General features: G+C 68.8%; 28 protein-coding genes, 1 other RNA gene and 1 riboswitch. Of the genes, 14 read left to right on the top strand and 15 right to left on the bottom strand.

The genetic code is table 11. The features are described 5' to 3' along the window. Positions 1-38 precede the first annotated feature (38 nt). Positions 39-788, top strand: a complete 750-nt coding sequence (gene cobA, locus CFB39_RS13890; RefSeq protein WP_089473402.1) for a uroporphyrinogen-III C-methyltransferase — start codon at positions 39-41, stop codon at positions 786-788. 81 nt (positions 789-869) lie between these two features. On the opposite strand, the gene CFB39_RS13885 is transcribed toward cobA, so the two are convergent. Genes CFB39_RS13885 through lptF form a run of 3 tightly spaced genes read right to left on the bottom strand, consistent with a single transcriptional unit; the run spans position 870 to position 3,524 of the window. Then, positions 870-1,253: a sirohydrochlorin chelatase gene (locus CFB39_RS13885; protein ID WP_089473401.1), complete on the bottom strand. Its 384-nt coding sequence runs from the start codon at positions 1,251-1,253 to the stop codon at positions 870-872. Positions 1,254-1,280: 27 nt separating this feature from the next. Continuing rightward, a complete protein-coding gene (lptG, locus tag CFB39_RS13880) occupies positions 1,281-2,429 on the bottom strand; it encodes an LPS export ABC transporter permease LptG (protein ID WP_071334850.1) in 1,149 nt (382 codons plus the stop codon). A gap of 3 nt (positions 2,430-2,432) precedes the next feature. Further along, a complete protein-coding gene (lptF, locus tag CFB39_RS13875; protein WP_089426121.1) occupies positions 2,433-3,524 on the bottom strand; it encodes an LPS export ABC transporter permease LptF in 1,092 nt (363 codons plus the stop codon). 122 nt (positions 3,525-3,646) lie between these two features. Between lptF and CFB39_RS13870 the strand changes: the two genes are divergently transcribed. Further along, positions 3,647-5,158 (top strand): leucyl aminopeptidase, encoded by a 1,512-nt coding sequence (locus CFB39_RS13870; RefSeq protein ID WP_089426120.1) that lies wholly within the window; start codon positions 3,647-3,649, stop codon positions 5,156-5,158. Between the two features lie 34 nt (positions 5,159-5,192). Then, positions 5,193-5,609 carry a DNA polymerase III subunit chi gene (locus CFB39_RS13865; protein WP_039368072.1) on the top strand — a complete coding sequence of 139 codons (417 nt, stop codon included), beginning with the start codon at positions 5,193-5,195 and terminating at the stop codon, positions 5,607-5,609. 9 nt (positions 5,610-5,618) lie between these two features. On the opposite strand, the gene CFB39_RS40805 is transcribed toward CFB39_RS13865, so the two are convergent. After that, on the bottom strand, positions 5,619-5,765 hold the full coding sequence (locus CFB39_RS40805) for a hypothetical protein (RefSeq protein WP_256991413.1): 147 nt from the start codon (positions 5,763-5,765) through the stop codon (positions 5,619-5,621). Between CFB39_RS40805 and CFB39_RS13860 the strand changes: the two genes are divergently transcribed. Next, positions 5,698-6,396: a DUF2486 family protein gene (locus CFB39_RS13860; protein ID WP_256991411.1), complete on the top strand. Its 699-nt coding sequence runs from the start codon at positions 5,698-5,700 to the stop codon at positions 6,394-6,396. The two genes, CFB39_RS40805 and CFB39_RS13860, sit on opposite strands and share 68 nt — an antisense overlap. Before the next feature lie 119 nt (positions 6,397-6,515). Here the strand turns inward: CFB39_RS13860 and CFB39_RS13855 are convergent, their stop codons facing one another. Beyond that, positions 6,516-6,842 carry a c-type cytochrome gene (locus CFB39_RS13855; protein WP_089426118.1) on the bottom strand — a complete coding sequence of 109 codons (327 nt, stop codon included), beginning with the start codon at positions 6,840-6,842 and terminating at the stop codon, positions 6,516-6,518. 127 nt (positions 6,843-6,969) lie between these two features. Then, positions 6,970-8,643 carry a dihydroxy-acid dehydratase gene (ilvD, locus tag CFB39_RS13850; RefSeq protein WP_089473399.1) on the bottom strand — a complete coding sequence of 558 codons (1,674 nt, stop codon included), beginning with the start codon at positions 8,641-8,643 and terminating at the stop codon, positions 6,970-6,972. 135 nt (positions 8,644-8,778) lie between these two features. Between ilvD and CFB39_RS13845 the strand changes: the two genes are divergently transcribed. Further along, complete coding sequence (locus CFB39_RS13845) at positions 8,779-9,693, top strand: LysR substrate-binding domain-containing protein (protein ID WP_089473398.1); 915 nt, start codon at positions 8,779-8,781, stop codon at positions 9,691-9,693. 89 nt (positions 9,694-9,782) lie between these two features. Next, positions 9,783-10,673 (top strand): prolipoprotein diacylglyceryl transferase, encoded by an 891-nt coding sequence (lgt, locus tag CFB39_RS13840; RefSeq protein ID WP_069248621.1) that lies wholly within the window; start codon positions 9,783-9,785, stop codon positions 10,671-10,673. Between the two features lie 110 nt (positions 10,674-10,783). On the opposite strand, the gene CFB39_RS13835 is transcribed toward lgt, so the two are convergent. From CFB39_RS13835 to CFB39_RS13815, 5 genes are all read right to left on the bottom strand, one after another. After that, the gene (locus CFB39_RS13835; RefSeq protein ID WP_089426114.1) at positions 10,784-11,524 is read right to left on the bottom strand and encodes an SIMPL domain-containing protein; all 741 of its coding nucleotides are present in this window, start codon (positions 11,522-11,524) and stop codon (positions 10,784-10,786) included. Between the two features lie 180 nt (positions 11,525-11,704). Further along, positions 11,705-12,166: an EVE domain-containing protein gene (locus tag CFB39_RS13830; RefSeq protein ID WP_021160795.1), complete on the bottom strand. Its 462-nt coding sequence runs from the start codon at positions 12,164-12,166 to the stop codon at positions 11,705-11,707. Between the two features lie 71 nt (positions 12,167-12,237). After that, a non-coding RNA gene (ssrS, locus tag CFB39_RS13825) (6S RNA) lies at positions 12,238-12,419 on the bottom strand. An 81-nt stretch (positions 12,420-12,500) separates the two neighbouring features. After that, on the bottom strand, positions 12,501-12,815 hold the full coding sequence (locus CFB39_RS13820) for a cell division protein ZapA (protein ID WP_011352906.1): 315 nt from the start codon (positions 12,813-12,815) through the stop codon (positions 12,501-12,503). Continuing rightward, positions 12,812-13,162: an ATPase gene (locus CFB39_RS13815; RefSeq protein WP_089473397.1), complete on the bottom strand. Its 351-nt coding sequence runs from the start codon at positions 13,160-13,162 to the stop codon at positions 12,812-12,814. The genes CFB39_RS13820 and CFB39_RS13815 overlap by 4 nt, the downstream gene beginning before the upstream one ends. Positions 13,163-13,316: 154 nt before the next feature. Then, positions 13,317-13,568, top strand: a riboswitch (cobalamin riboswitch). A 41-nt stretch (positions 13,569-13,609) separates the two neighbouring features. On the opposite strand from CFB39_RS13815, the gene CFB39_RS13810 reads away from it, so the two are divergent. The 5 genes from CFB39_RS13810 to cobC are packed head-to-tail and all read left to right on the top strand — an operon-like array spanning position 13,610 to position 17,968. Continuing rightward, entirely contained in the window at positions 13,610-14,713 is a 1,104-nt protein-coding gene (locus CFB39_RS13810) for an iron ABC transporter permease (protein ID WP_089473396.1), read from the top strand. Continuing rightward, the gene (locus tag CFB39_RS13805) at positions 14,710-15,525 is read left to right on the top strand and encodes an ABC transporter ATP-binding protein (protein ID WP_089473395.1); all 816 of its coding nucleotides are present in this window, start codon (positions 14,710-14,712) and stop codon (positions 15,523-15,525) included. The genes CFB39_RS13810 and CFB39_RS13805 overlap by 4 nt, the downstream gene beginning before the upstream one ends. A gap of 52 nt (positions 15,526-15,577) precedes the next feature. Then, positions 15,578-16,633, top strand: a complete 1,056-nt coding sequence (gene cobT, locus CFB39_RS13800; protein ID WP_089473394.1) for a nicotinate-nucleotide--dimethylbenzimidazole phosphoribosyltransferase — start codon at positions 15,578-15,580, stop codon at positions 16,631-16,633. After that, on the top strand, positions 16,623-17,399 hold the full coding sequence (locus CFB39_RS13795; protein ID WP_089473393.1) for an adenosylcobinamide-GDP ribazoletransferase: 777 nt from the start codon (positions 16,623-16,625) through the stop codon (positions 17,397-17,399). Before cobT ends, CFB39_RS13795 begins: the two co-directional genes overlap by 11 nt. Then, on the top strand, positions 17,384-17,968 hold the full coding sequence (gene cobC, locus CFB39_RS13790) for an alpha-ribazole phosphatase (RefSeq protein WP_089473392.1): 585 nt from the start codon (positions 17,384-17,386) through the stop codon (positions 17,966-17,968). Before CFB39_RS13795 ends, cobC begins: the two co-directional genes overlap by 16 nt. Before the next feature lie 89 nt (positions 17,969-18,057). Here cobC and CFB39_RS13785 read toward each other — a convergent pair whose 3' ends face one another. Genes CFB39_RS13785 through cobU form a run of 4 tightly spaced genes read right to left on the bottom strand, consistent with a single transcriptional unit; the run spans position 18,058 to position 21,476 of the window. Further along, positions 18,058-18,975 (bottom strand): cobalamin-binding protein, encoded by a 918-nt coding sequence (locus tag CFB39_RS13785; protein ID WP_089473391.1) that lies wholly within the window; start codon positions 18,973-18,975, stop codon positions 18,058-18,060. Next, positions 18,972-19,991, bottom strand: a complete 1,020-nt coding sequence (gene cobD / locus CFB39_RS13780; protein ID WP_089473390.1) for a threonine-phosphate decarboxylase CobD — start codon at positions 19,989-19,991, stop codon at positions 18,972-18,974. Before cobD ends, CFB39_RS13785 begins: the two co-directional genes overlap by 4 nt. Beyond that, complete coding sequence (cbiB, locus tag CFB39_RS13775; protein ID WP_089473389.1) at positions 19,984-20,928, bottom strand: adenosylcobinamide-phosphate synthase CbiB; 945 nt, start codon at positions 20,926-20,928, stop codon at positions 19,984-19,986. The genes cobD and cbiB overlap by 8 nt, the downstream gene beginning before the upstream one ends. Then, positions 20,922-21,476, bottom strand: coding sequence for a bifunctional adenosylcobinamide kinase/adenosylcobinamide-phosphate guanylyltransferase (cobU, locus tag CFB39_RS13770; RefSeq protein WP_089473388.1), 555 nt, complete (start codon positions 21,474-21,476; stop codon positions 20,922-20,924). The genes cbiB and cobU overlap by 7 nt, the downstream gene beginning before the upstream one ends. A gap of 74 nt (positions 21,477-21,550) precedes the next feature. On the opposite strand from cobU, the gene CFB39_RS13765 reads away from it, so the two are divergent. The 3 genes from CFB39_RS13765 to CFB39_RS13760 all read left to right on the top strand — a co-directional run bounded on the left by CFB39_RS13765 (position 21,551) and on the right by CFB39_RS13760 (position 23,839). Continuing rightward, on the top strand, positions 21,551-23,053 hold the full coding sequence (locus CFB39_RS13765; RefSeq protein WP_089473387.1) for a cobyric acid synthase: 1,503 nt from the start codon (positions 21,551-21,553) through the stop codon (positions 23,051-23,053). 82 nt (positions 23,054-23,135) lie between these two features. Continuing rightward, entirely contained in the window at positions 23,136-23,276 is a 141-nt protein-coding gene (locus CFB39_RS40205; RefSeq protein WP_175240750.1) for a hypothetical protein, read from the top strand. A gap of 149 nt (positions 23,277-23,425) precedes the next feature. Further along, the gene (locus tag CFB39_RS13760) at positions 23,426-23,839 is read left to right on the top strand and encodes a DoxX family protein (RefSeq protein WP_089473386.1); all 414 of its coding nucleotides are present in this window, start codon (positions 23,426-23,428) and stop codon (positions 23,837-23,839) included. Positions 23,840-23,893: the final 54 nt, after the last annotated feature.

Raw genomic sequence — 23,893 nt, 5'->3', positions numbered from 1 at the left:
GCCGGAGCCGACGCCCGCTGGAAGGCGAAGCGACAAACATGGGCAAGGTGTATCTGATCGGAGCAGGGCCGGGCGCGGCCGACCTCATCACGGTGCGCGGCGCGCGGCTGCTCGAGCAGGCGGACGTCGTGCTGCACGACGCGCTCGTCGAGCCCGCGATGCTCGACTACGCGCCGAATGCGCGCCGGATTGCCGTCGGCAAGCGCTGCGGGCAGCGTTCGACCGCGCAGCACTTCATCAACAAGCAGATCGTCGATGCGGCACGCGAGCATGCGTGCGTCGTCCGGCTGAAGGGCGGCGACCCGATGCTGTTCGGTCGCGCCGAAGAGGAGATGCGCGCGCTGGAAGCGGCCGGCATCGACTACGAGGTCGTGCCGGGCATCACCGCGGCGCTGGCCGGGGCGGCGACGCTGAAGCGTTCGCTGACGTTGCGCGGCGTGTCGCGCAGCGTTGCGTTCGCGACGCACAGCCGCGCGCCGGGCAGCGACGAGATTCGCGAAGCCGCGCGCGCCGATTCGATGGTCTATTACATGGGCCGCGACAGCGCGCCCGGCATCGCGCAGGAGCTGATCGACGCGGGCCGTGCGCCGGCGACGGCCGTGGCGATCGTCGAGGCGTGCAGCACCGCGCGCGAACGTACGCTGACGCTGACGCTCGCGCAGATGGCGGCGGGCGACGCGCAGGCGTGGCTCGATCCCGCGGAACCGAGCCTGCTGATGATCGGCGATGCGTTCGCCGAGCGCGCCGGGCAGGCGAAAGTGGGCGATGTGCTGCGAAATGCGGCCTGAGCGGAATCCGGCTGGAGTTCCAAACGAAAAAAGCGCTGGCGGAAGCCGGCGCTTTTTCTTTGTGGGCCGTGACGGCGTGATTTACGCGTCGTCGCCGATCTGGTCGATGCAGTAGCGCGCGATCGCGTCGAGCACGCCGTCGTCTTCGCCGACGGCCGTCGCGCAACGGATCTCGACACCCGGATGCACGGCGCGGCATGCGTCGACGAGCTGCGGCAGGTCGCGGCGGACATGGCCGCCCTGGCCGAAGAACACGGGCACCACGGTGATGTGCGAGCAGCCGGCCGCGACCTGCTCGGCGACCGCGTCACCGAGCGACGGCGTCATCAGCTCGAGGAACGCGAGCGACACGTGTGCGGCGGGGGAGGGGGCGCCGCGCAGCCGCGCGGCGAGCCGTTCGAACGGCTCGGCCCAGCGCGGGTCACGCGCGCCGTGGCCGAACAGGACGATGCCATGCGAGCTCATGTCGAAACCTCCGTCGTGACGCGGCGCTCAGTGCCGGTCGACCCACTTGAGCGCGAACAGGCCGAGCGCGAGATAGATCAGGCCCGGCGTCGCCGCGGTGAGCGGCGCGGGCCACGTGTTCAGCGTGCCGATGTGCGAGAACAGCGTATTGAGAAGCTGGAAGCTCATGCCGAGCATGATGCCGCCGAACACCTTCACGCCGACCACGCCCGCACGCGTGTGCAGGTACGCGAACGGCAGCGACAGCACGAGCATCACGAACACCGCGAACGGATACAGCAGCTTGCGCCACAGCGCGATGTCGTAGCGCTGCGTGTCCTGCTGGTTCTCGCGCAAATGCTGGATGTAGCGGAACAGGTTGATGATCGACATGCGGTCCGGCGACACGAGCAGCACCGACAGGATCTGCGGCGTCAGGTCCGAGCGCAGCCGGTATTCGGGCAGCGATACCTGCTGTGACCGGTACACGGGGTTCAGCGCATCGGCCGGCTGGCCGCTGATCGGCTTGATCGGCGTCAGCTCGGTTTCGTTGACGCCCTTCAGCAGCCAGTGGCCGGGCGGCTCGTAGCGGCCCGTCTGCGCGATCCGCACGTTGCGCAGCTGGAATTTCGAATCGAATTCGTAGATGCGCACGTTGCTGATCGTCGAGTCGGGCGACAGGCTGCCGACGTTGACGAAGCGCGTGACCTGCTCGCCGTTTTCACGGGCCGCGAGCGTGTCCTTCACCCACACGCCCGACTGGAAGTTCGACGACACCGATGCGCCGAGCGCCTGCAGCCGCACGCGTTCGGACAGCTGGTCGGCGTACGGGCCGACGAATTCGCCGATCAGGTAGGTGACGATCACGAGCGGCACGCCGATCTTCAGCAGCGAGCGCAGCGCCTGGTTGGTCGCGAGGCCCGACACGCGGAAGATCGTGAATTCCGAGTTCGCGGCCATCTGCGCGAACACGTAGATCGCGCTGATCAGCGCGGCGACCGGGATGATTTCGTAGAAGCGCGACGGGGTCTGCAGCGCGACGCGCAGCACCGCGTAGCCGAACTTGTAGTTGCCGTGCCCGACCGAGTTCAGTTCGCTGATCAGGTCGAAGAAGAAGAACAGGCCCGAGAACGCGAACAGGATGAAGACGAACGTGACGTAGATCTGTCGCGCGAAGTACTTTTCATAGAGCCGCATCGATCATGCTCCCGAGCGGCCGAACAGCGCGCGTGTAAACAGCGGACGATTGCGCACGCGCAACCAGAAGATGAACGCGACGATCGCCGCGACGACCAGATGCAGGCCGACGAGACCGACGCCGAACGACATCTTGCCCTGCTCGATCTGCGACTGCACGACGTTCAGCAGGTTCGAGTACGTGAGGTAGATCAGCACGGCCATCACGAGGTTGATCGTGCGGCTGCGGCGCGGGTTCTGGTACGACAGCGGAATGCCGAGCACCATCAGGTTGATCGCGATCAGCGGCAGCCCCGCGCGCCACGCGAATTCCGCGAGGTTGTCGTTCGTCGGGTTGCGCAGCAGGTCCGGCGTCGGCGTGCTGTTGGTGGTCTGCACGTTGGTGACCGGGGTGCTCGTGATCTTCACGCCATAGCGCTCGAACTCCATGATCTTGAAGTTCGGCTGGCCGGGCGTGCCGTCGTAGCGGCGGCCGTCCTCCAGGACGACGAAGCGGCTGCCGTCGCGCGTTTCCGTGTGCCCGGTCTGCGACACGACCACGTTGACCTTGCCGTTCTCGGTCGAGGTCACGAACACGTTCTGCACCTTGCTCTGGTCGGGCGTCATCTTCTCGATGAAGAACACGCGGTGGTTCGAGGCCGATTCGCGGAACTGGCCCGGCGCGAGCAGCGAGATCTCGTCGCGCTGCTGGAAGCGCGCCTTGATCATCTTGCTTTGCTGGTTCGACCACGGCCAGCCGACGAACGCGAAGAAGGCGATCAGCAGGATGATCGGCGTGGCGAACACGCCGATCGGCTTGATGAGGCGCGTGAGGCTCACGCCGGACGCGAGCCACACGACCATTTCGGAGTCCCGGTACCACCGGGTCAGCACGAACAGGATCGACACGAACAGCGTGACGACGAGCATCACGGCGAGGTAGCCGATCACGGTGAGGCCGATCAGCACGAGGACGTCCCGCGGATCGATTTCACCGGACGCGGCGTAGCCGACGATGCGGATCATCATCGTCGTGAGCATGATCGTGAGCAGCACCATGAACACGGCGCCAGCCGTATACGCAAGCTCGCGCTGGAGGGAGCGTTCGAAGATCATTCTTGATGAGAAGAGGGCGGGAGGCTGCGCACGCGTGGTGGAGCGCTCGCGCCGCCACGGGAAAAATAGCGGATAATTGCGGCTTTCATCCTTAGCCCAGATTTTATCCGAGGACAAGCGCGATGGACTTTAGCATAAAAGGCTGTGATTGGAGCAAAGGCGAGGCGAAGGGGTTCCTGACCGGGAAGTCCGACTGCATCGTGCTCGGCATCTTCGAGGCGCAGACCCTGTCGGGCGCGGCGCTCGATATCGACACGGCCACCAAGGGGCTGGTTTCGCGCGTGATCAAGGCCGGCGACATGGACGGCAAGCGCGGCAAGACGCTGTTCCTGCACGAAGTGTCGGGCATCGGCGCGTCGCGCGTGCTGCTGGTCGGCCTCGGCAAGCAGGATGCTTTCAATCAGAAAGCCTATAACGATGCCGTGACGGCCGCATGGCGCGCGCTGCTGGCGACCAAGGTCGTCCAGGTCACGTTCACGCTCGCGCAACTGCCGGTCGACGAGCGCAGCTCCGACTGGGGCGTGCGCGCGGCAATCCTCGCGCTGCGCAACGAGACCTACCGCTTCACGCAGATGAAGAGCAAGCCGGAGCCGGCGTCGCACACGCTCAAGCGCGTCGTGTTCAGCGTCGATCCGTCCGACGAAAAGGCCGCGAAGGTCGCGGTCAAGCAGGCCGTCGCGCTCGCGAACGGGATGGACCTCACCCGCGACCTCGGCAACCTGCCGGGCAACGTCTGCACGCCGACCTACCTCGGCAACACCGCGAAGAAGATCGCGAAGGATTGGGGCCTGAAGGCGGAAGTGCTCGGGCTCAAGCAGATCCAGGCGCTGAAGATGGGCTCGTTCCTGTCGGTCGCGCGCGCGTCGGTCGAGCCGCCGCAGTTCATCGTGCTGCACTACCAGGGCGCCGCCGCGAAGGCCGCGCCGGTCGTGCTGGTCGGCAAGGGCATCACGTTCGACACGGGCGGCATCTCGCTGAAGCCGGGCGAGGGCATGGACGAGATGAAGTACGACATGTGCGGCGCGGGTTCCGTGCTGGGCACGATGCGTGCGGTCGCCGAGATGGGCCTGAAGATCAACGTCGTCGCGATCGTGCCGACCTGCGAGAACATGCCGGGCGGCAACGCGACGAAGCCGGGCGACATCGTCACCAGCATGAAGGGCCTGACGATCGAGGTGCTGAACACCGACGCCGAAGGCCGTCTGATCCTGTGCGACGCGCTCACGTATGCCGAGCGCTTCAAGCCGGCTGCGGTGATCGACGTTGCCACGCTGACGGGCGCGTGCGTGATCGCGCTGGGCGGCCACAACAGCGGCCTGTTCTCGACGGACGACGCGCTCGCGGGCGAACTGCTCGACGCGTCGCGCGAGGCGAACGACCCGGCATGGCGCATGCCGCTCGACGACGAGTACCAGGATCAGCTGAAGTCGAACTTCGCGGATCTCGCGAACATCGGCGGGCGCCCGGCCGGCGCCGTGACGGCCGCGTGCTTCCTGTCGCGCTTCACCGAGAGCTATCCGTGGGCCCACCTCGACATCGCGGGCACCGCATGGAAGGGTGGCGCGGCGAAGGGCGCGACGGGCCGTCCGGTGCCGCTTCTCGCGCAGTTCCTGATCGACCGCGCCGGCCAGTGATGGCGGTGTTGACGACGCTGCGGGTACGCGGGCAATGACGCGGATCGATTTCCACTCGAACGTCGGCGATTCGCTCGCGTACGCGTGCCGGCTGCTGCGCAAGGCCTACCTGGCCGGACAGCCGGTCGTCGTGCTCGCCGAGCCCGCGCGCCTGCGCGCGCTCGACGAGCGGCTCTGGACGTTCTCGCCGCTCGATTTCATCCCGCATTGCGGTGTCGACAGCGAGCACGCAGCCGGCACGCCGATCGTGCTGGCCGCGGATCTCGACCGCGCGCCGCATCATCACGTGCTGCTGAACCTCGGCGCAGCCGTGCCTGCGCAGTTCGCCCGCTTCGAGCGCCTGCTCGAAGTGGTCGGCAATGCGCCGGACGAGCTGGCCGCGGGCCGCGACCGCTACCGGTTCTACCGCGACCGCGGCTATGCGCTGAACAACTACAAGCAGGGCAGCTAGCCGCAACCGTCAACGGAGTGTTCCCGTGACCGAAGCCGATTCATCCTCGATCCCGACGCTGACCGACGTGCTGGTGCCGGGCAAGCCGGTGCCGGCGCGCTCGCCCGCGCCCGACGCGCCGCAGCCGCCCGCCAGCGCGGCGATTCCGGTGCTCACCGACGTGGTCGCGCCGCACGCCGCAGGCGCGGCGCCGGCCGATTCCATCCAAAGTGAACGTGACCCCGATTCCGTCGTGGTCGAATGCGTGCCGACGCCGCACGTGCCGGCGGTCGAACTGCCGGGCGACGTGGCGACGGCTGCCGCGACAGCGATGGGCGAGACCGATGCGCCGGCCGAACCCGGCGCCGCGGAGCACGTGGTCGCCGAAGATTCGGCGGCCATGCGCGCGACGCTGCAATCGTCGCTGGCCGACGCCGATGTGCCGCTACCCGCGTTCGCAGCGGTGGCGCATGAGGCGGTGGGGCACGCGCGTGAAGCGCACCTGCCGGAGGCCGTTGTACCAGTTGCTGCGCGGCAGCCTGAAGCGCAGGCTGCAGCCGGGCTGACGGCGGAAGATGCGCAGCACATCGCCGAGCGCCTGCGCAATCGCCTGACGAACTATCTGACCGGGGAAGGGCGCGACGCGATCGAAGCCCGCTGTCGCGATGCACTGCATGAGCATTCGGCCTGGCTGGTCGGCCAGATCACGCGCGAAGTGGCGCTGGCGCTGGAAACCGAGGTGATGGGCTGGGTCCGCGACGCGGTCGACGAAGAGATCGCACGGCGCCGCGCCGGTCATTCCGGCTAAGCAACGGGCGTTTCGCTGAAAAGCGGGGTGCGATTCCAGTAAAGGCCGGTGAAGCTACCGGCGGGGTACTGCGCGGGCGAGGAATCCGGCAGGTCGGCTATTCGGCCCGGGCGTCCGGGTCAGCGCACCGACAGCACCCATTGCGCGAGCGTGTGGGCTTCGCTGTTCGTCAGTTGCGTATTGGCGGGCATCGGCACGCCGCCCCATACGCCGACGCTGCCTTTCACGATCGACTGGGCAAGGTAATCGACGGCGTCGCCGCGCGGCGCATACTTGCCGGCGATGTCGTGGAACGACGGGCCCATCAGCGGCTTGCCGATCGCGTGGCAGGCCATGCAGTTCTTGCGCTGGGCCAGCGCGAGCCCGTCGGCCTGGTCGGCGCGCGCCGCTGCCCCGCTGCCGATCAGCAAGGTGGCGAGCAGGACGCGCAATATCGAATGTTTCATGCGGTTCTCCGCCGGCGGGGACGGCCGGCTACATGGTCCGCGCATTATAGAAGCAAAGGGAAAGCGCGTTTTGCGCGTTCCCCCGGCGGCCATGTTTATCGGGGTCGCATGTCTTGACGTGCCCGGATCAACCGGTGACGGCACCTTTGTTCGCCGGGCGGGCGAGCGCCGCGAATTTCGCGAGCACGCCGCGCGTGTAGCGCGGCGCCGGCTGTTGCCATGCGGCGCGGCGGCGCGCGAGTTCCCCGTCGTCGACGTTCAGTTGCAGCAGCAGCCGATGCGCGTCGATCGTGATCGAGTCACCCTCTTGCACGAGCGCGATCGTGCCGCCGACGAACGCCTCGGGCGCGACGTGGCCGACCACCATCCCCCAGGTCCCGCCCGAAAAGCGGCCGTCCGTGATGAAGCCGACCGATTCGCCGAGCCCCTTGCCGATGATCGCGGACGTCGGCGCGAGCATTTCCGGCATGCCGGGGCCGCCCTTCGGGCCGAGGTAGCGCAGCACGAGGATGTCGCCGGCGCGAATCCGGTCGCCGAGAATCGCATCCATCGCGCTCTGCTCGTCGTCGAACACGCGTGCCGGGCCCGTGATCACCGGGTTCTTCAGGCCGGTGATCTTCGCGACCGCGCCATCTTCCGCGAGATTGCCCTTCAGGATGGCGAGGTGGCCTTCCTTGTACAGCGCGCGGTCGATCGGGAAGATCACGTCCTGGTCCGCGCGCGGCACGCCCGGCACGTCCTTCAGCTCGTCGGCGAGCGTGCGGCCGGTGATCGTCATGCAGTCGCCGTGCAGCAGCCCCGCGTCGAGCAGGATCTTCAACACCTGCGGAATCCCGCCGGCCCGGTGCAGGTCGGTCGCGACGTACTTCCCCGACGGCTTCAGGTCGCAAATCACGGGCACGCGCTTGCGGATGCGCTCGAAGTCTTCGATCGTCCAGTCGACCTCGGCCGCGTGCGCGATCGCGAGATAGTGAAGCACCGCATTGGTCGAGCCGCCCGTCGCCATGATCACCGACACCGCGTTCTCGATCGACTCCTTCGTGATGATGTCGCGCGGCTTCAGGTCGCGCTTCACGGCTTCGACGAGCACACGCGCCGATTCGGCGGCCGAATCGACCTTCTCCTGGTCGGGGTTCGCCATCGTCGACGAGTACAGCAGCGACATCCCGAGCGCCTCGAACGACGAGCTCATCGTGTTCGCGGTGTACATTCCGCCGCATGACCCCGACGTCGGGCAGGCGTTCTGCTCGACGCCTTCGAAATCCTCCTGCGACATCCGGCCCGCGGTGAATTCGCCGACCGCCTCGAACGACGACACGATCGTCAGGTCCCGGCCTTTCCAGTTGCCGGGGCGGATCGTGCCGCCATACACGTAGATGCCCGGCACGTTCAGGCGCGCGAGCGCGATCATCCCGCCCGGCATGTTCTTGTCGCAGCCACCGACCACCACCACGCCGTCCATCCATTGCCCCTGCACGCAGGTCTCGATGCAGTCGGCGATCACCTCGCGCGACACGAGCGAGTACTTCATGCCTTCGGTGCCCATCGACATGCCGTCCGAAATCGTCGGCGTGCCGAAGATCTGCGGGTTCGCATCGGCCGCCTTCACGGCCGCGACGGCCGCGTCCGACAGGCGCTGCAGGCCGGAATTGCACGGCGTGATCGTCGAATGGCCGTTCGCGATGCCGATCATCGGCTTGTCGAAATCGTCCTTCTGGTAGCCGAGGGCGTAATACATCGAGCGGTTCGGCGAGCGGGCCACGCCTTGCGTGATGTGCTTCGAGCGACGGTTGTAAGCCATGGGGGACTCCATCGTTGTCTGGGCAACGCCGTCGAGCGGCGAGCCGGTTCGGATCAATCAAGCATGGAGTGTCCGGATTGTGATGTCCAATATATTATTTGTCGCTTATTAAGTCGTTTTTCGAATGAGAGAGCCATGGCCGATCCGACTCCCGACCTGCGCCAGTGGCGCTATTTCGTGACCGTCGCCGACGAGCGCCATTTCGGCCGCGCGGCCGAACGCCTGTCGATGACGCAGCCGCCGCTGTCGCAGGCGATCCGTGCGCTCGAGGATGCGCTCGGCGTCGCGCTGTTCGCGCGCACCAAGCGCTCGGTGGCGCTGACGGCGGTCGGGGCGGCGCTGCTGCCGGACGTGCGCCGGCTGCTTGCAGCGGCCGATGCGCTGCCGCCGCTGGCGCGACGGCTCGCGCGCGGCGAGGCCGGTTCGCTGTCGCTCGCATTCGTGTCGACCGCCGATTACGGGCTGCTGCCTGCGCTGCTGCGGGCGTTCGGTGCGCGCTATCCGCAGGTGCGGCTGCAACTCACGGAGGCGACGAGCGACGTGCAGATCGACGAGCTCGTCGCGGGGCGCATCGACGCGGGGCTCGTCATTCCGCCCGTGCCGCCGCGCCACGCGGCCGGGCTGTCGTACCTGCCCGTCATGCGCGAGCCGCTGGTGGTGGCGATGCCGGCCGCGGCGAGCAATGCGCCGGAAGACGAGCCCGTCCGTCTCGCCGAGGTTGCCGCGTTGCCGCTCGTGATCTTTCCGCGTCGTCTGGCGCCCGGCTTTTATGACATCATTACGGGCTGCTACGGCGCGGCGGGGGCAACGCCGCACATCGGCCAGGAGGCGATCCAGATGCAGACGATCGTCAGCCTCGTGTCGGCCGGCATGGGCGTCGCACTGGTGCCGCAATCGCTGCGTAACCTGCGGCGCACCGGCGTGGTCTACCGGCCGCTTGCCGATCACGCGCCGGTCGTCGAGACAGGCCTCGTGTGGCGCACCGGTGACGTGAGCCCCGTGCTGGCCGGCTTCATCGACGTCGTGCGCGCGCAGGGCCTCGCCACGTGACGTGAACGATGACGCGCCGGTGCCGTCCAACGCGCGGTGCTGCGCGTTTGCGACGGCCGTACCGCATTCGAAAACTTCTTCGCTAACCCATGATCATTCACCCGAATTTCGACCCCGTTGCGATCCATCTCGGGCCGCTGGCCGTGCGCTGGTACGGGCTCATGTATCTCGTCGGCTTCATCGCGGCGATCGTCGTCGGCCGGATCCGGCTGAAGCTGCCGCACGTCGCGGCGCAAGGCTGGACCGCGAAGGACATCGACGACATGATGTTCTACGGCGTGCTCGGCACCGTGCTCGGCGGCCGGCTCGGCTATGTGCTGTTCTACAAGGCCGATTTCTACTTCTCGCATCCGCTCGACGTATTCAAGGTGTGGGAAGGCGGCATGTCGTTCCACGGCGGCTTCCTCGGCGTGACGCTCGCGATGATGCTGTTCGCGTGGCAGCGCAAGCGCCACTGGCTGCAGGTCACCGACTTCGTCGCGCCGATGGTGCCGACGGGGCTCGCGGCCGGCCGGCTCGGCAACTTCATCAACGGTGAGCTGTGGGGCCGCGTGACCGACCCTTCGGCACCGTGGGCGATGCTGTTCCCGGGCGCGATGCGCGACGATGCGGCATGGTTGCCGAAGCATCCGGAGCTCGTCGAGAAGTGGCATCTCGCCGACGTGTTCATGCAATACCAGATGCTGCCGCGCCATCCTTCGCAGCTCTATGAAATCGCGCTCGAAGGCATCGCGCTGTTCTTCGCGCTGTTCTTCTTCGCGCGCAAATCGCGGCCGATGGGCGCCGTGTCCGCGCTGTTCCTGATCGGCTACGGCCTCGCACGCTTCACGGTCGAGTTCGCGCGCGAGCCCGACGACTTCCTCGGCCTGCTCGCGCTCGGCCTGTCGATGGGGCAGTGGCTGTCGCTGCCGATGATCCTCGCGGGCGTCGCGCTGATGGTCTGGGCGTATCGCCGCCGCGCGGCGCATGCCGCTGCGTGATGCGATGTCGATGCACGTGCGATCGGCGCGTGCATCGGCACCCTGCAGGTCAACGCAAAACGCCGGCCCGAGGGCCGGCGTTTTTCATTTCGGATGCCGTGCGCTGCGCGTTACTTCATCTGCACGGAGCCGTTGACGGTGACCGACACGGTGGCCTTGCCGCCTTCGACCGCGATCGGCGCGCTCATCTTCGCGCTGTCCATCGGCGCCGCGGCCATCGCCATCATGCGCGGGTACGGCTGTACATTGCGGCCGCCGCCGACGTTCACGTCGCGGATCGTGTAGCTGCCGTAACCGAATGCCTTCGCGGCTTCGTCGGCGCGGGCGCGGAACGACTTGATCGCTTCGGTCGTCAGCTTTTGCTCGGCCGCGCGCTGTGCTTCGGGCGACAGCGAGAACTCGACGTTCGCGACCTGCATCAGGTTCGACAACTGGCCCGCAAGCTTCGACGCGGCAGCGAAATCGCGCGATTCGAGCGCCACTTCCGTACGACCGCGCCATGCGGAGATCTTGCCGTCACGATCGGTGCTCGGGTACACGGAGAATGCGCCCGTGTGTGCGGTGACGCCCGATACGCCCTTCGCCTGCGACAGCGCTGCATCGGCGCGCTGGTTCAACTGCGCGGTGAGGCTGCCCGGATCCTTGGCCTGCTGCTCGTAGAACAGCGTGATGTGGATGATGTCCTGCGGCACGTCCGCGCTGGCCTGCGACGACAGCGACAGCACGCCTGCCGGCTCCGGAAAGTGCGGGTTCGCGGTTTGCGCGTGCGCGGCGGTCGACGCGAGCGTCAGCGCGGCGGGAACGGCGGCGGCAAGGGCGAGCGACAGCGCGAGTGCGGATTTCTTGGTCATTGTTGGACTCCTTGTGCGAGGGCGTGCACGCGGATTGCGCGTGCACGACGCGGGCGTACCGCGCGACGAAAAAACGACAGCCGGCCTGATCGGCCGACAGCGGTTGCTTAGGCCGCGCGAAAGTGCCGCGAGTTCCGTTGCGGCAGTGCGGACTGACCAGATTTGACCTTTGGCGCGCGCCTACTTCATCAGCTTTTCGGTGATGAAGCGCCATTCGGCGCGCGTGACCGGCGTGATCGACAGCCGGTTGCCGCGCGCGAGCACGCGCATGTCGGCGAGTTCGTCGTGTTCGCGCAGCGCCGCAAGCGGCACGAGCGGCGATTTTTTCACGTAGCGCACGTCGACGAGCAGCCAGCGCGGTGCTTCCCGAGTCGACTTCGGGTCGTAATAGGGGCTTTTCGGATCGAACTGCGTGGGGTCGGGGTAGGGCGTCGACGACACTTCGGCGAGGCCCGCGATGCCCGGCTCGGGGCAGCTCGAGTGATAGAACAGCACGCCGTCGCCGATCTTCATCGTGTCGCGCATGAAATTGCGCGCCTGATAGTTGCGCACGCCGGTCCACGGCAGCGAGCGCTGCGGTGCGTTGGCGAGATCGTCGATGCTTGCTTCGTCCGGTTCGGACTTCATCAGCCAGTATTGCATGGATCGTGATCGACGCAGAAAGAGGCTGCTACAAAAGAAAACGGCACCGGGCTTCGCCCGATGCCGTTGGATAGGCCCCCGCCTTGGCCGCTAGGCCGGCATCCTGAACCTGAGGTTCAGAATTGGTCGCAGTTAGCAGCACTTCGGGTACATCAGACAGAGTGACGCGCGCGCCCGTGCTACAAATTTCCGCAACCGTGCACATGGCATTGGTTCAAGGAATATATGACCTTGGCGAACCAGGCAGGGAAGCTGACTGAACTGTGATTCGATGCGCCAATTTGACCACCGTTGATCGCCGAGATCAAGGGGAATCGACGCATCGATTAAAACGTTACTGTGTCTCGTGCTGTGCGAGCACCGCGCCGAGCTGTTCGTTCATCTGGTGCATTGTACGACGGATTTCCTCCGCCGGAAATGCTTCACCGTGCCGCACGCTCGTTTGCAGCCGCAGCAATTCGGACGCGAGCGACAGCGCCGCCATCACGGCGATGCGATCGGTGCCGCGTACCGAGCTGTTCGAGCGGATTTTCGACATTTCGGCGTCGACGCGTGCGACCGCTTCGAGCAGCGCCGCTTCGGTCTCGGCCGAGCAGGCGAGCCGATAGGCCTGACCGAGAATCGAGACTTCGATCTGCTTGGTGCTCATGCATGTTCTCCATGGCTGGCCGCGTCATCGCCATCCGTACGCGCCTGCGCATCCAGCAGGTCGAGCTGGTTGTCGGCTTGCTCCGCATTTTTCGAGCGCGGCAGCTTTTCGAGAATCGCGTTCAGTTTCACCTGGGCGTCGTCGATCTTTGCCGACAGCGTGTCACGCTCGGCCGCAAGTGCATTGCGTTCATCGCGCAGTTGCGCGAGTTCCGTGCGGACAGCGTCCGCATCCGCGCGCAATTGCGCGACCTGCTCCTCGAGCGCGAGCCGTTCCGAGTGATAGCGCTTGTTCAGCGAAATCAGACGGCCAATATTTTGAGATAGGGTTTCGAGTTCGTTGAGCATTTGCTGCGTCCTCTAAAGACCCAGCATTTTAGCGCGGAATAACGCGCAATCCGACATCTGTAACGTTTCCAGTCGTAACACCCCTGCTTCTTGCCGCGAATCAGCGCGTCCCGTGCGTGTCCGGAGGCTTCCTTGACGCTCGCGCGACCCGCTCCTAAACTGGCGCCGCCTCGGTGCTCGCGCGTGGAACGCGCGGTTAAACGGGAAGCAGGGCGCGGGCGCCGGAAGCCCGCCAACCTGCGCTGCCCCCGCAACGGTAAGCGGCCGCGTCTCGTGACGCAGGCCGGCTCGGGCGCGTTTCACGTGCAGCTCCTGCATGCGGACGCGGGCCACTGCGCGTCATCGCGCGGGAAGGCGAGCCGGACCGCCGCCAGCCCGGATACCGGCCGAGACGGGGAGCCCGCACGGGCTTCGTGACGCGCGGCCTGCGGGGAGGCGGGGCGCGCAATGCTTCACGGAATCTTCTTCGATGCTGACCCCAATCGTCCGCGCGACGCTCACGTCACGACCGGCCCGCTGCCGCAAGCGGGTGTGCCGCACGTCGTGCGCGGCATGAGCGCCGCGCGCGCCACCGCGATCTGGGCCGCGCTGGCTGCGGCGGTTGCGTTGCTGTTCGTCGCGTCGCTGTCGATCGGCAGCGTGCCGATGTCGCCATGGCAGGCGCTCGCGTCGCTCGTGCCGCATGGCGGCGACGCGCTGTTCGCCGATATCGTCCGCACGCTGCGCCTGCCGCGCGCGCTCGCGGGCTTCGCATGCGGCGCGCTGCTCGCGCTGGCCGGCGCACTGCTGCAGGTACTGTTGCGCAATCCGCTCGCGGAGCCGTACGTGCTCGGCGTGTCGGGCGGCGCGGCCGGCTTCGCGCTCGTCGCGATGATCGCGGGCGGCGCGTGGTGGCTCGTCGATGCGTCGGCGTTCGCCGGCTCGCTCGTGTCGGTCGCGCTGGTGCTCGGTCTCGCGCGCCGCGAGCTGGGGCGCGGCGATTCGCGCGACGCGTCGCCGCGTTTGCTGCTCACCGGCGTCGTGATCGCGGCCGGGTGGGGCGCGCTCGTCACGCTGCTGCTGTCGCTCGCGCCCGATGCACGGCTGCGCGGGATCATCTTCTGGCTGACCGGCGATCTGAACGGCGTGACCGCGCCGTGGTTCGCGTGGGGGGCGCTGTTGCTGGCCGCCTGCGTCGCGCTGCCGGCCGCGCCGCAACTGAACGTGCTGCTGCGCGGCGACGCGACCGCGCTCGCGCTCGGCGTGCCCGTTGCGCGCGTGCGCGTGCGGATCTATCTCGTCGCGTCGCTGGCCGCCGCGGCCGCGGTGACGACGGCCGGCACGATCGGTTTCGTCGGCCTCGTCGTGCCGCATGCGCTGCGGCTCGCCTTCGGCAACGACCAGCGAATGCTGCTGCCGGCCGCGATGCTCGCGGGCGGCGGCGGCGTGATGGCGGCCGACCTGCTCGCACGCACCGTGATCGCGCCCGCGCAACTGCCGGTCGGCGTGATGACCGCGCTGATCGGCGTGCCGGTGTTCCTGTGGATGTTGTTGAGGAGGCCGATGCGATGACGGAGGCCGCACTGCACGCCACGGCCGGCGACATGAACTACGCGGCCGTCGGCCTGACGCTGAAGGCCGGCGCGCGTACGCTGCTCGACGGCTTCACCCAGGTGTTTCGGCCCGGCGAGATCTGGTGCGTCGCCGGGCCGAACGGCGCGGGCAAGACGACGCTGCTCGCGACCCTCGCGGGGCTGCAGCCGCCGGCCGGCGGACACGTCGAGATCGATGGCCGGCCGCTTGCCGCATGGCCACCCGAGCAGCTCGCGCAGCGTCGCGCGCTGATGCCGCAGCAACTGCACGACGCATTCAGCGCGACCGTGTTCGACACGGTGCTGCTCAACCGCTTTCCGTATCTCGGCGGCTGGGGCTGGGAACGCGACGGCGACCGCGCGGCCGCGCGCGATGCGCTGGCGACATTCGACCTGACCGCGCTCGCGTCGCGTGACGTGCTGTCGCTGTCGGGCGGCGAGCGGCAGCGCGTCGCGCTGGCCGCGACGTTGTGCCAGGACGCACCGTTGATGCTGCTCGACGAGCCGCTCGCGCATCTCGACCTGCATCATCAGATCGATTGCCTGACCGCGCTGGCCGCATGGCTCGACGCGGGCCCGCGCACGGTGCTGTTCTCGTGCCATGATCTGAATCTCGCGCGGCGTTTCGCGACGCATGCGCTGTTGCTCGACGGCCGCGGCCATGCGTGGGCCGGCCCCGTGCACGACGTGCTGACGCCCGAGCGCGCGAGCGATGCGTTCGGCTATCCACTGGTGCTGATCCGCGAGAACGGCCGCGATGCGCTGCTGCCGGCGTGGCCCGAGCGACAATGACCTTTTCTTTTCCGATGCGCGGCGCACACCGCGCCAACGACACGGCTTTTCGATGACGACCCCGACCCCCTTCCCGCCCGCGATCGCGCCGCTCGACGAGGTGCTGCGCAAGCGCCTGCAGCACGTGATCGACCACAAGACCAAGCCGCCCGGCAGCCTCGGCCAGCTCGAGGCGATCGCGCTGCAGATCGGCCTGATCCAGCACACCGAGCGGCCGGTCGTGCAGCGTCCCGTGATGATCGTGTTTGCCGGCGATCACGGGATTGCCGCCGAGGGCGTGAGTCCTTATCCGCAAGCGGTGACCGCGCAGATGGTCGCGAACTTCCTCGCCGGCGGCGCGGCGATCAACGCGTTCTCGGGCGTCGCGCAAAGCACGCTCGAGATCGTCGATGCGGGTGTTGCGTCGCCGCTGCCGCTGTCCGACCGGCTGGTGTCGCTGCCGGTCGCGCGCGGGACGCGCAACTTCGCGACGGAGCCGGCGATGACGCGCGACGAGGCGATGACGGCGCTCGCGGCCGGCGCGGCGCGCGTGCGCCTGCATGCGTCGCTCGGCACGAACGTGATCGGCTTCGGCGAGATGGGGATCGCGAACACGTCGTCGGCCGCGTGCCTGATGAGCCGCCTGCTCGGCGTGCCGATCGACGCGTGCGTCGGGCGCGGCACGGGCCTCGACGACCAGGGCCTCGCGCACAAGCGCGCGGTGCTCGGCCGTGCGCTCGTCAAGCACTCGCACGCGATCGCGCCGCTCGATGTGCTCGCGACGTTCGGCGGCTTCGAGATCGCGATGATGACGGGTGCGTATCTCGCGGCCGCGAGCGAGCGGATGACGATCCTCGTCGACGGCTTCATCGCGACGGCCGCGCTGCTGGTTGCCGAGCGCATCGCGCCCGGCGTGCGCGACTACTGCGTGTTCTCGCATACGTCGCACGAGGCCGGGCACCGGCGCATGCTCGAGCATTTCGGCGCGAAGCCGCTGCTCGCGCTGGACCTGCGGCTCGGCGAAGGCACGGGCGCGGCGCTCGCGCTGCCGCTCGTGCGGGCGGCAGCCGCATTCCTCACGGAGATGGCGAGCTTCGAATCCGCCGGCGTCGACAATCGTGACGCCTGATCGCGCGCGCGGCGTGCGGGCCGAACTGCGCTACTTCTTCGTCGCGCTCGGCTATTTCACGCGGGTGCCCGTGCCGCGCGCGATCGGCTACGCGGCCGGCGATCTCGACCAGGCCGCGCGCTATTTCCCGCTCGTCGGCGCATGCGTGGGCGCGTGGGGTGCGCTCGTGTATCTCGCCGCGCTGCGCGTGCTGCCGCCGTCGATCGCGGTCGGGTTGTCGATGGCGGCGACGCTGCTCGCCACGGGCGCCTTCCACGAGGACGGCCTGGCCGACAGCTGCGATGCGTTCGGCGGCGGCTATACGCGCGACGACGTGCTGCGCATCATGCACGACTCGCGGATCGGCACGTTCGGCGCGGTCGCGCTCGTGATCTCGCTCGGCGTGAAATGGCAGGCGCTTGCGTCCATGCTGCCGTTGCGTGCCGCGTGGACGATGATCGCCGCGCACGCGGCGAGCCGCGCGGCGGCGGTGAGCCTGCTGATGACGCTCGACTACGTGCGGCCCGAAGGCAAGGCGAAGCCGGTCGCGCAACGGATGGGCGCACGCGCGGCATGCGTCGCGGCGCTGTTCGGATTGCCCTGGCTATTCTGGCCCGACTGGCGCATGGGTGTCGCGGCCTGCGTTGCGCTCGTGCTCGTGCGCGCGTGGGCCGCCCGCTACTTCGTGAAGCGGATCGGCGGCTATACCGGCGACTGTCTCGGCTTCACGCAGCAACTGTGCGAACTGGCGATCTATCTCGTGGTGCTCGGATGGACGTCGTCCTGATCCGTCATCCGGCCGTCGGCATCGAGCCGGGCATCTGCTACGGACGCAGCGACGTGCCGCTCGCCACGCCGGCCGAGGCCGGGGCGAAGGCGGTCCGTACGCATCTGTCTGCTATCGGCGCGCCGCTTCCCGAACAGGTCTGGACGAGCCCGCTGATGCGCTGCGCATCGGTGGCCGATCGGCTCGCGCAGGCATGCGACGTGCCGTTGCGGCGCGACGCGGACTGGCAGGAGATGGATTTCGGCGCGTGGGAAATGCGGCGCTGGGACGATATCGATCGCGCGGCGCTCGATGCGTGGGCGGCCGACCTGATGCATGCGTGCGCGCATGGCGGCGAAAGCGTTGCGCGGTTTGCCGCGCGGGTTGCGCGGCGAGCCGACGCAGTGCCGCAGTTCGACCGGCCGCAGTGGGTCGTCACGCATGCGGGCGTGATCCGTGCGTTTGCATCGCATGTATTGCGCGTGCCGCTCGACACATTGCTGTCGCGCCCCGTACCGACAGGGGGTGTCGTCTGGCTGCGCGCGGATGCTGTCGCGCGAACGTGGGACGTGATGCACTGGGACGACTAGGCGCGCTGGCCACTGCGTGTGAACGACGCAGCACGCGGTCAGTTCGTCTCAGGCATCCGGCACGCGATGAGCGTGGAAGTCGCCGGAAATCAGCGCGCCGTCCGCCGCGCACGCGCGGCATCGAGATCCTCGCACAGCGCGGCCGCGCCCTGCGCGATCCGCGGCGACGGCCGTGTCAGCAGATCGCCGTCGATCGCGAACAGGTTGTTGCGTGCCACGGCCGTCAGTGCGGGCCACGTGCGCCAGCGCGCCAGGCTCGGCAGCGGTTCGTCGGAGCGCGTCGTACCCGCACTCGTCGTCACGATCGCCTCCGGATTCGCCGCGAGCACGGCCTCGTCGGTGACGGTCGGCACGAGCGGCTTGAGCGAGCCGAACACGTTGCGGCCGCCGCACAGCTCGATCACGTCGTTGATCAGGTGCGCACCGTTGAGCGTCATCAGCGGCCGATCCCAGACCTGGAAGAACATCGTGACGGGCGCTCGTGCCGAGTAACGCGTGCGCAGTGCCGCGATGTCGCGCGTATAGGCGGCCGCGGCCGCATCGGCAGCCGGTTGCGTGCCGAGCAGCGTGCCGAGCCGGCGCAGCGACGACGCCACGTCGTCGAGATGCTTCGGTTCGCTGAAGAACAGCGGGATGTGCAGCGCGCGCAGCGCGTCGGTCTGCCGCTCGGCATTGCCGTGCCGCCAGACGACGATCAGGTCGGGCTTCAGCGCGGCGATCCGCTCGAGGTCGAGCACCTTGTTGTCGCCGACGCGCGGTATCGCTTGCGCGGCGGGTGGATAGTCGCTGTACGTGACGGTGCCCACGAGCTTCGCGCCGCCGCCGGCCGTGTAGACGAGCTCGGTCGCATGTGGCGCGAGACTGATCACGCGCTGCGCGGGCGCCGGCAGCGTGACGGTATTGCCGGCGTCGTCGCGTGTCGTGACATCGGCGTGGACGCGTGGCGCGTAAGCGAACGCGGCCAATAGCGCGATTGGCGCGAGCCGGTGAAACATGCGTGAATTCATGCGGATTCCCGTTGCAGCGTCGGCACGCAGTGCGCGAGTGCGTCGCCGAGGCGCTGCCATTCCGCTTCGCTCCCCGGCAGGCCGACGCGTACGCTCGACGGTGTCGGGAAGTGCCGCGTCCAGACCCCGCGTGCGGCGAGTGCCGCATGCAGCGCCGCGGCGCGCGGGTCGTCGGTCCAGCTGAAGAGCGGCGTCGCGCGAACCGCGAAGCCGTGCGCGCGCAGCAAGGCGGCCAGCCGTTCGCCGTCGGCCGCGAGCCGTTCGCGGGCGGCGGCCTGCCATGCGCGGTCGGCGAACGCCGCGGCGACCGCGTGGCGGGCAGGGCCGCCGACCGTCCAGGCGCCGAGCATGTCGCGCAGCGCGACGATCCGGTCGGGACAGGCGAGCACGAAGCCTGCGCGGATGCCGGCGAGCCCGAAGAACTTGCCGACCGAACGCAGCACGATAAGCCCGGGGCGATCGACGTGCGGCGCGAGCGACCGCGTCGCGCCCGTATCGGCGAATGCCTCGTCGACAATCAGCGTGCCGCCGCGCGCGGCCAGTTGCGCGTGCCAATCGAGCAGGCGCTCGGCCGACACGAACTCGGCGGTCGGATTATTCGGATTCCCGACGATGACGTGATGCAGCGTCGCAGGCAGCGGATCCGCGTCGATGTCGAGCGCGACGACGCGATGGCCGTGGCGCGCGAAGGCGGGCGCGTATTCGCCGTACGCGAGCGCCGCGACGCCGGCGTCGCCGGTCGGCAGCAACGCGGGCAACGCGCGGATCGCGGCCTGGCTGCCGGCAACCGGCAGCACGTGTGCGGGATCGGGCGCGTGGTAGTACTGCGCGGCGCAGGCCGCGAGGCCGTCGCCGTCGTCGGGCAGCCGGCGCCACGCGTCGGCCGGGACGGGCGGCACCGGATAGCCGACCGGATTGATGCCGGTCGACAGGTCGAGCCATGCGTCGTACGGAATGCCGTGGCGGCGCGCGGCTTCATGCAGGTTGCCGCCGTGTGCGATGCGGGTGTCAGACATGATGGGTGGCCATGGCGAGTGCGCCGCTCGCGACCAGCAGCGCGAGCCACAGGGCGAGCGTGCGCGTGACGAGCGACAGCGCGGCGACGATGTGGACGGCGGTCGCCGTGGCGCCGGTGCCGAGCGCGGGACGATCCTCGATCTCGCCGTGATAGACGGCCGGGCCGCCGAGCTGCACGTTCAGGCTGCCGGCGCCGGCGGCCATCACCGGGCCCGCGTTCGGGCTGTCCCAGTGGCGCGCCTGCGTGCGCCAGCAGCGCCATGCGGCGGCCGTGTCGCCGAGCAGTGCGTAGCTTGCGGCCGTGAGGCGCGCGGGAATCCAGTTCAGCGCGTCGTCGAGGCGCGCGGCGGCCCAGCCGAAGGTCAGGAAGCGCGGCGTGCGGTAGCCCCACATCGCGTCGAGCGTGTTCGCGAGCCGGAACAGCAGCGCGCCGGGGCCGCCTGCGACGACGAACCAGAACAGCGCGCCGAAGATCGCGTCGTTGCCGTTCTCGAGCGCGGATTCGACGGCCGCGCGCGACAGTGCGCCTTCGTCCGCGTCGCTCGTGTCGCGCGACACGATGCGCGCGGTCAGCGCGCGGGCGGCGCCGAGGTCCTGCCGCAGCAACGCGGCAGCGATCGGCGCGACGTGGTCGGCGAGGCTTTTCGCGCCGAGCGCGAACCACAGCAGCGCGATATGCAGCGCGGCCGCGAGCGGCCACGGCAGCACGGTCGTGATCCATGCCGCGATGGCGACCGGCGGCACGACCGCCGCGACCCACGCGGCGACGCCGATCACGCGGCCGCGCCGGCCCGTGTTCAGCGCGCCTTCGATGCGCGCGGCGAGGCGGCCGAACGCGACGAGCGGGTGCCAGCCGGCCGGTTCGCCGATCGCGCGGTCGATGATCGCGGCCGCGACCGCGAACATCGCGACGACGGGCAGCGTCAGCATCAGCATGACGGCGCTCCGGTCTTGAGGTCGAGCGGCAGCCCGGCGACGAGCAGCGTCACGCGTGTCGCGAGCGCGGCGACGCGCTGGTTCAGGCGCCCGAGCTCGTCGACGTAGCGGCGCGTGACCGACCCGAGCGGCACGACGCCGAGCCCGATTTCGTTACTGACGACGATCACCGTCGCGCGCGCGCCGCGCAACGCGTGCTCGAGCCGCTCGACCTGCGCCGCGTACTGCGCATCGTCGAGCGGTTCGCCGTCGGCGGGACACAGCAGGTTCGTGAGCCACAGCGTCAGGCAGTCGACGAGCAGGCACGCGTGCGGATCGTCGAGCCGTGCGAGCGTGCCGGCGAGATCGACGGGCGCGTCGGCGAAACCCCAGTCGGCCGGCCGGCGCGCGCGATGGTGCGCGATGCGCTCCGCGAACTCGGCATCGGCGGCGGTCGCGGTCGCGATGTAGGTGACGGGGAGGCCGCTGTCGGCGGCGAGCCGCTCGGCATGTGCGCTCTTGCCCGAGCGCGCGCCGCCGAGGACGAAGGTGAGGTCGTGCGGAATCATCGCGTGATTGTAACGGCGCGGGCAGGGCGGCGCGGGGGATAATGCGGCCTTTGCTTCGCGACGACCTTTACACGATGAATGCACCCGAGCCGCGGCCGCGCGGCACGCTGATGATCCAGGGCACGACGTCCGACGCGGGCAAGAGCACGCTGGTTGCCGGCCTGTGCCGGCTCGCCCGCCGCACCGGCGCGCGCGTTGCGCCGTTCAAGCCGCAGAACATGGCGCTCAACAGCGCGGTGACGGCCGACGGCGGCGAGATCGGCCGCGCGCAGGCGCTGCAGGCCCTGGCCGCGGGCGTCGCGCCGCATACGGATTTCAACCCCGTGCTGCTGAAGCCGACGAGCGATCGCGGCGCGCAGGTGATCATTCACGGCAAGGCGCGCATGAACCTCAATGCGCGTGCGTATCACGACTACAAGCCGGTCGCGTTCGACGCGGTGCTCGAGTCATACGCGCGCCTGCGCGCCGGCTACGACACGGTGATCGTCGAGGGTGCCGGCAGCCCGGCCGAGATCAACCTGCGCGATGGCGACATCGCGAACATGGGATTTGCCGAACGCGTCGACTGCCCGGTCGTGCTGGTCGCCGACATCGACCGCGGCGGCGTGTTCGCGCATCTGGTCGGCACGCTCGCGTGCCTGTCGGACAGCGAGCGCGCGCGCGTGCGCGGCTTCGTGATCAACCGCTTTCGCGGCGATTTCAAGCTGCTCGAATCGGGGCTGGACTGGCTGCGCGCGCAAACGGGTAAGCCGGTGTTCGGCGTGCTGCCGTACCTGCACGGCCTGCTGCTCGACGCCGAGGACATGCTGCCCGCCCAGGCGCGCAGCGCCGCCGCACGGGGCGACGCCGGCGTGCTGCGCGTCGTCGTGCCGGCGCTGCCGCGCATCAGCAACCACACCGATTTCGATCCGCTGCGCGCACATCCCCAGGTCGAATTCACGTACTGGAAGAGCGGCCCCGTACCGGACGCCGACCTGTTGATCCTGCCCGGTTCGAAGAGCGTGCAGCGCGATCTCGCGTGGCTGCGCGACGCGGGCTGGGACACGCTGATCCGTCGCCACCTGCGCTACGGCGGCAAGGTGATCGGCATCTGCGGCGGGATGCAGATGCTCGGGCGTACGCTCGACGATCCGCTCGGCCTCGAAGGCGCGCCCGGCAGCGTGCCGGGGCTCGGGCTGCTCGATTTCGACACGACGCTGCAGCCCGACAAGACGCTGAAGAACGTGACGGGGCAGCTCGCGCTGCCGGGCGGGGCCGCGGTGCGCGGCTACGAGATCCACATGGGCGATACGCACGGGCCTGCGCTCGCGTCGCCCGCGCTGGCGCTGGCCGCCGACGCCGCGCGGGACGGCGCACGCCCGGACGGCGCGGTGTCCGACGACGGCCAGATCCTCGCGACCTACGTGCACGGGCTGTTCGACTCGCCCGACGCCTGCACGGCGCTGCTCGCATGGGCCGGGCTCGACGGCGCGGAGCGCATCGACTATCCGGCGCTGCGCGAGGCATCGCTCGAACGGCTGGCCGACACGTTCGCGAACCATCTCGACCTCGACGCGCTGTACGCCGAGTTTCGTTGACGCGAGGCCGGCCCGTGCTCGCTTTTTCCGCCGGATCGCGTACAACACAGAAGGGCGGAGGTCCGCCTGGAGGAGTGCGACGATGAAGGCTCGATGGTGGTGGAGCGTGCTGCTCGCGGCGCTGCTGGGCGTGTCGGCGGTGGCGCACGCGTGCGATTCGTCCGCACCGGGCGGCAGCCAGTCCGGTTCCGGCGACGCCACACAAGGCAAGAGCGGTTACTGAAGCAGCCTGCGGGGCATGATCGGTCATGCCCCTTTTTACGCCCCGATTAACTCCATACAGGAATCAGTTAAAGCGAATTGGCGCGTTTATCGGTCGAATTGATTCGAATAGAGTGCGATCCATTCACACCACTCACAAAGGAATTCGCCATGAACCCCAATCGCCTCAACGATTTCGCCGCGACCCTGCTGCGCGTCGCGCTCGGCGTGTTGTACCTCGCGCACGTCGCGCAGAAGGTGTTCGTCTTCACGCTGCCCGGCACTGCGCAGTTCTTTGCGTCGATCGGCCTGCCGGGCTGGCTCGCGTACCTGACGACGTTCGTCGAACTGGCCGGCGGCCTGGCGCTGCTCGCGGGCTTCCGCGTGCGCGTCGCCGCGCTCGTGCTGCTGCCGTTCATGCTCGGCGCGGTTGCCGCGCATCTGCCGAACGGCTGGAGCTTCGCGTCACCGCACGGCGGCTGGGAATATCCGGCGTTCTGGGCCGTCACGCTCGCCGTGCAGGCGCTGCTGGGCGGCGGCGCGTTCGCGCTCGGCGCACGGGAGGCCGCGGATCAGCGTGTGTAAGGGGTAAGTCAGCGCACCCGGGGCGGCGCAACCCGTTCCGGTGACCCCCCGTTT

The sequence above is a fragment of the Burkholderia sp. AU6039 genome, assembly GCF_002223365.1.
In the GTDB taxonomy this organism is placed as follows: Bacteria; Pseudomonadota; Gammaproteobacteria; order Burkholderiales; family Burkholderiaceae; genus Burkholderia.
Note: the sequence above shows the minus strand (reverse complement) of the source record. Positions and strands in the feature narration are given on the sequence as shown.

Bases quoted from the DNA above. Each gene is read 5' to 3' on its own strand.
- cobA (WP_089473402.1), top strand. From the start codon at position 39: ATGGGCAAGGTGTATCTGATCGGAGCAGGGCCGGGCGCGGCCGACCTC.
- CFB39_RS13885 (WP_089473401.1), bottom strand. From the start codon at position 1,253: ATGAGCTCGCATGGCATCGTCCTGTTCGGCCACGGCGCGCGTGACCCG.
- lptG (WP_071334850.1), bottom strand. From the start codon at position 2,429: ATGCGGCTCTATGAAAAGTACTTCGCGCGACAGATCTACGTCACGTTC.
- lptF (WP_089426121.1), bottom strand. From the start codon at position 3,524: ATGATCTTCGAACGCTCCCTCCAGCGCGAGCTTGCGTATACGGCTGGC.
- CFB39_RS13870 (WP_089426120.1), top strand. From the start codon at position 3,647: ATGGACTTTAGCATAAAAGGCTGTGATTGGAGCAAAGGCGAGGCGAAG.
- CFB39_RS13865 (WP_039368072.1), top strand. From the start codon at position 5,193: ATGACGCGGATCGATTTCCACTCGAACGTCGGCGATTCGCTCGCGTAC.
- CFB39_RS13855 (WP_089426118.1), bottom strand. From the start codon at position 6,842: ATGAAACATTCGATATTGCGCGTCCTGCTCGCCACCTTGCTGATCGGC.
- ilvD (WP_089473399.1), bottom strand. From the start codon at position 8,643: ATGGCTTACAACCGTCGCTCGAAGCACATCACGCAAGGCGTGGCCCGC.
- CFB39_RS13845 (WP_089473398.1), top strand. From the start codon at position 8,779: ATGGCCGATCCGACTCCCGACCTGCGCCAGTGGCGCTATTTCGTGACC.
- lgt (WP_069248621.1), top strand. From the start codon at position 9,783: ATGATCATTCACCCGAATTTCGACCCCGTTGCGATCCATCTCGGGCCG.
- CFB39_RS13835 (WP_089426114.1), bottom strand. From the start codon at position 11,524: ATGACCAAGAAATCCGCACTCGCGCTGTCGCTCGCCCTTGCCGCCGCC.
- CFB39_RS13830 (WP_021160795.1), bottom strand. From the start codon at position 12,166: ATGCAATACTGGCTGATGAAGTCCGAACCGGACGAAGCAAGCATCGAC.
- CFB39_RS13820 (WP_011352906.1), bottom strand. From the start codon at position 12,815: ATGAGCACCAAGCAGATCGAAGTCTCGATTCTCGGTCAGGCCTATCGG.
- CFB39_RS13815 (WP_089473397.1), bottom strand. From the start codon at position 13,162: ATGCTCAACGAACTCGAAACCCTATCTCAAAATATTGGCCGTCTGATT.
- CFB39_RS13810 (WP_089473396.1), top strand. From the start codon at position 13,610: ATGCTTCACGGAATCTTCTTCGATGCTGACCCCAATCGTCCGCGCGAC.
- CFB39_RS13805 (WP_089473395.1), top strand. From the start codon at position 14,710: ATGACGGAGGCCGCACTGCACGCCACGGCCGGCGACATGAACTACGCG.
- cobT (WP_089473394.1), top strand. From the start codon at position 15,578: ATGACGACCCCGACCCCCTTCCCGCCCGCGATCGCGCCGCTCGACGAG.
- cobC (WP_089473392.1), top strand. From the start codon at position 17,384: ATGGACGTCGTCCTGATCCGTCATCCGGCCGTCGGCATCGAGCCGGGC.
- CFB39_RS13785 (WP_089473391.1), bottom strand. From the start codon at position 18,975: ATGAATTCACGCATGTTTCACCGGCTCGCGCCAATCGCGCTATTGGCC.
- cobD (WP_089473390.1), bottom strand. From the start codon at position 19,991: ATGTCTGACACCCGCATCGCACACGGCGGCAACCTGCATGAAGCCGCG.
- cbiB (WP_089473389.1), bottom strand. From the start codon at position 20,928: ATGCTGATGCTGACGCTGCCCGTCGTCGCGATGTTCGCGGTCGCGGCC.
- cobU (WP_089473388.1), bottom strand. From the start codon at position 21,476: ATGATTCCGCACGACCTCACCTTCGTCCTCGGCGGCGCGCGCTCGGGC.
- CFB39_RS13765 (WP_089473387.1), top strand. From the start codon at position 21,551: ATGAATGCACCCGAGCCGCGGCCGCGCGGCACGCTGATGATCCAGGGC.
- CFB39_RS40205 (WP_175240750.1), top strand. From the start codon at position 23,136: ATGAAGGCTCGATGGTGGTGGAGCGTGCTGCTCGCGGCGCTGCTGGGC.
- CFB39_RS13760 (WP_089473386.1), top strand. From the start codon at position 23,426: ATGAACCCCAATCGCCTCAACGATTTCGCCGCGACCCTGCTGCGCGTC.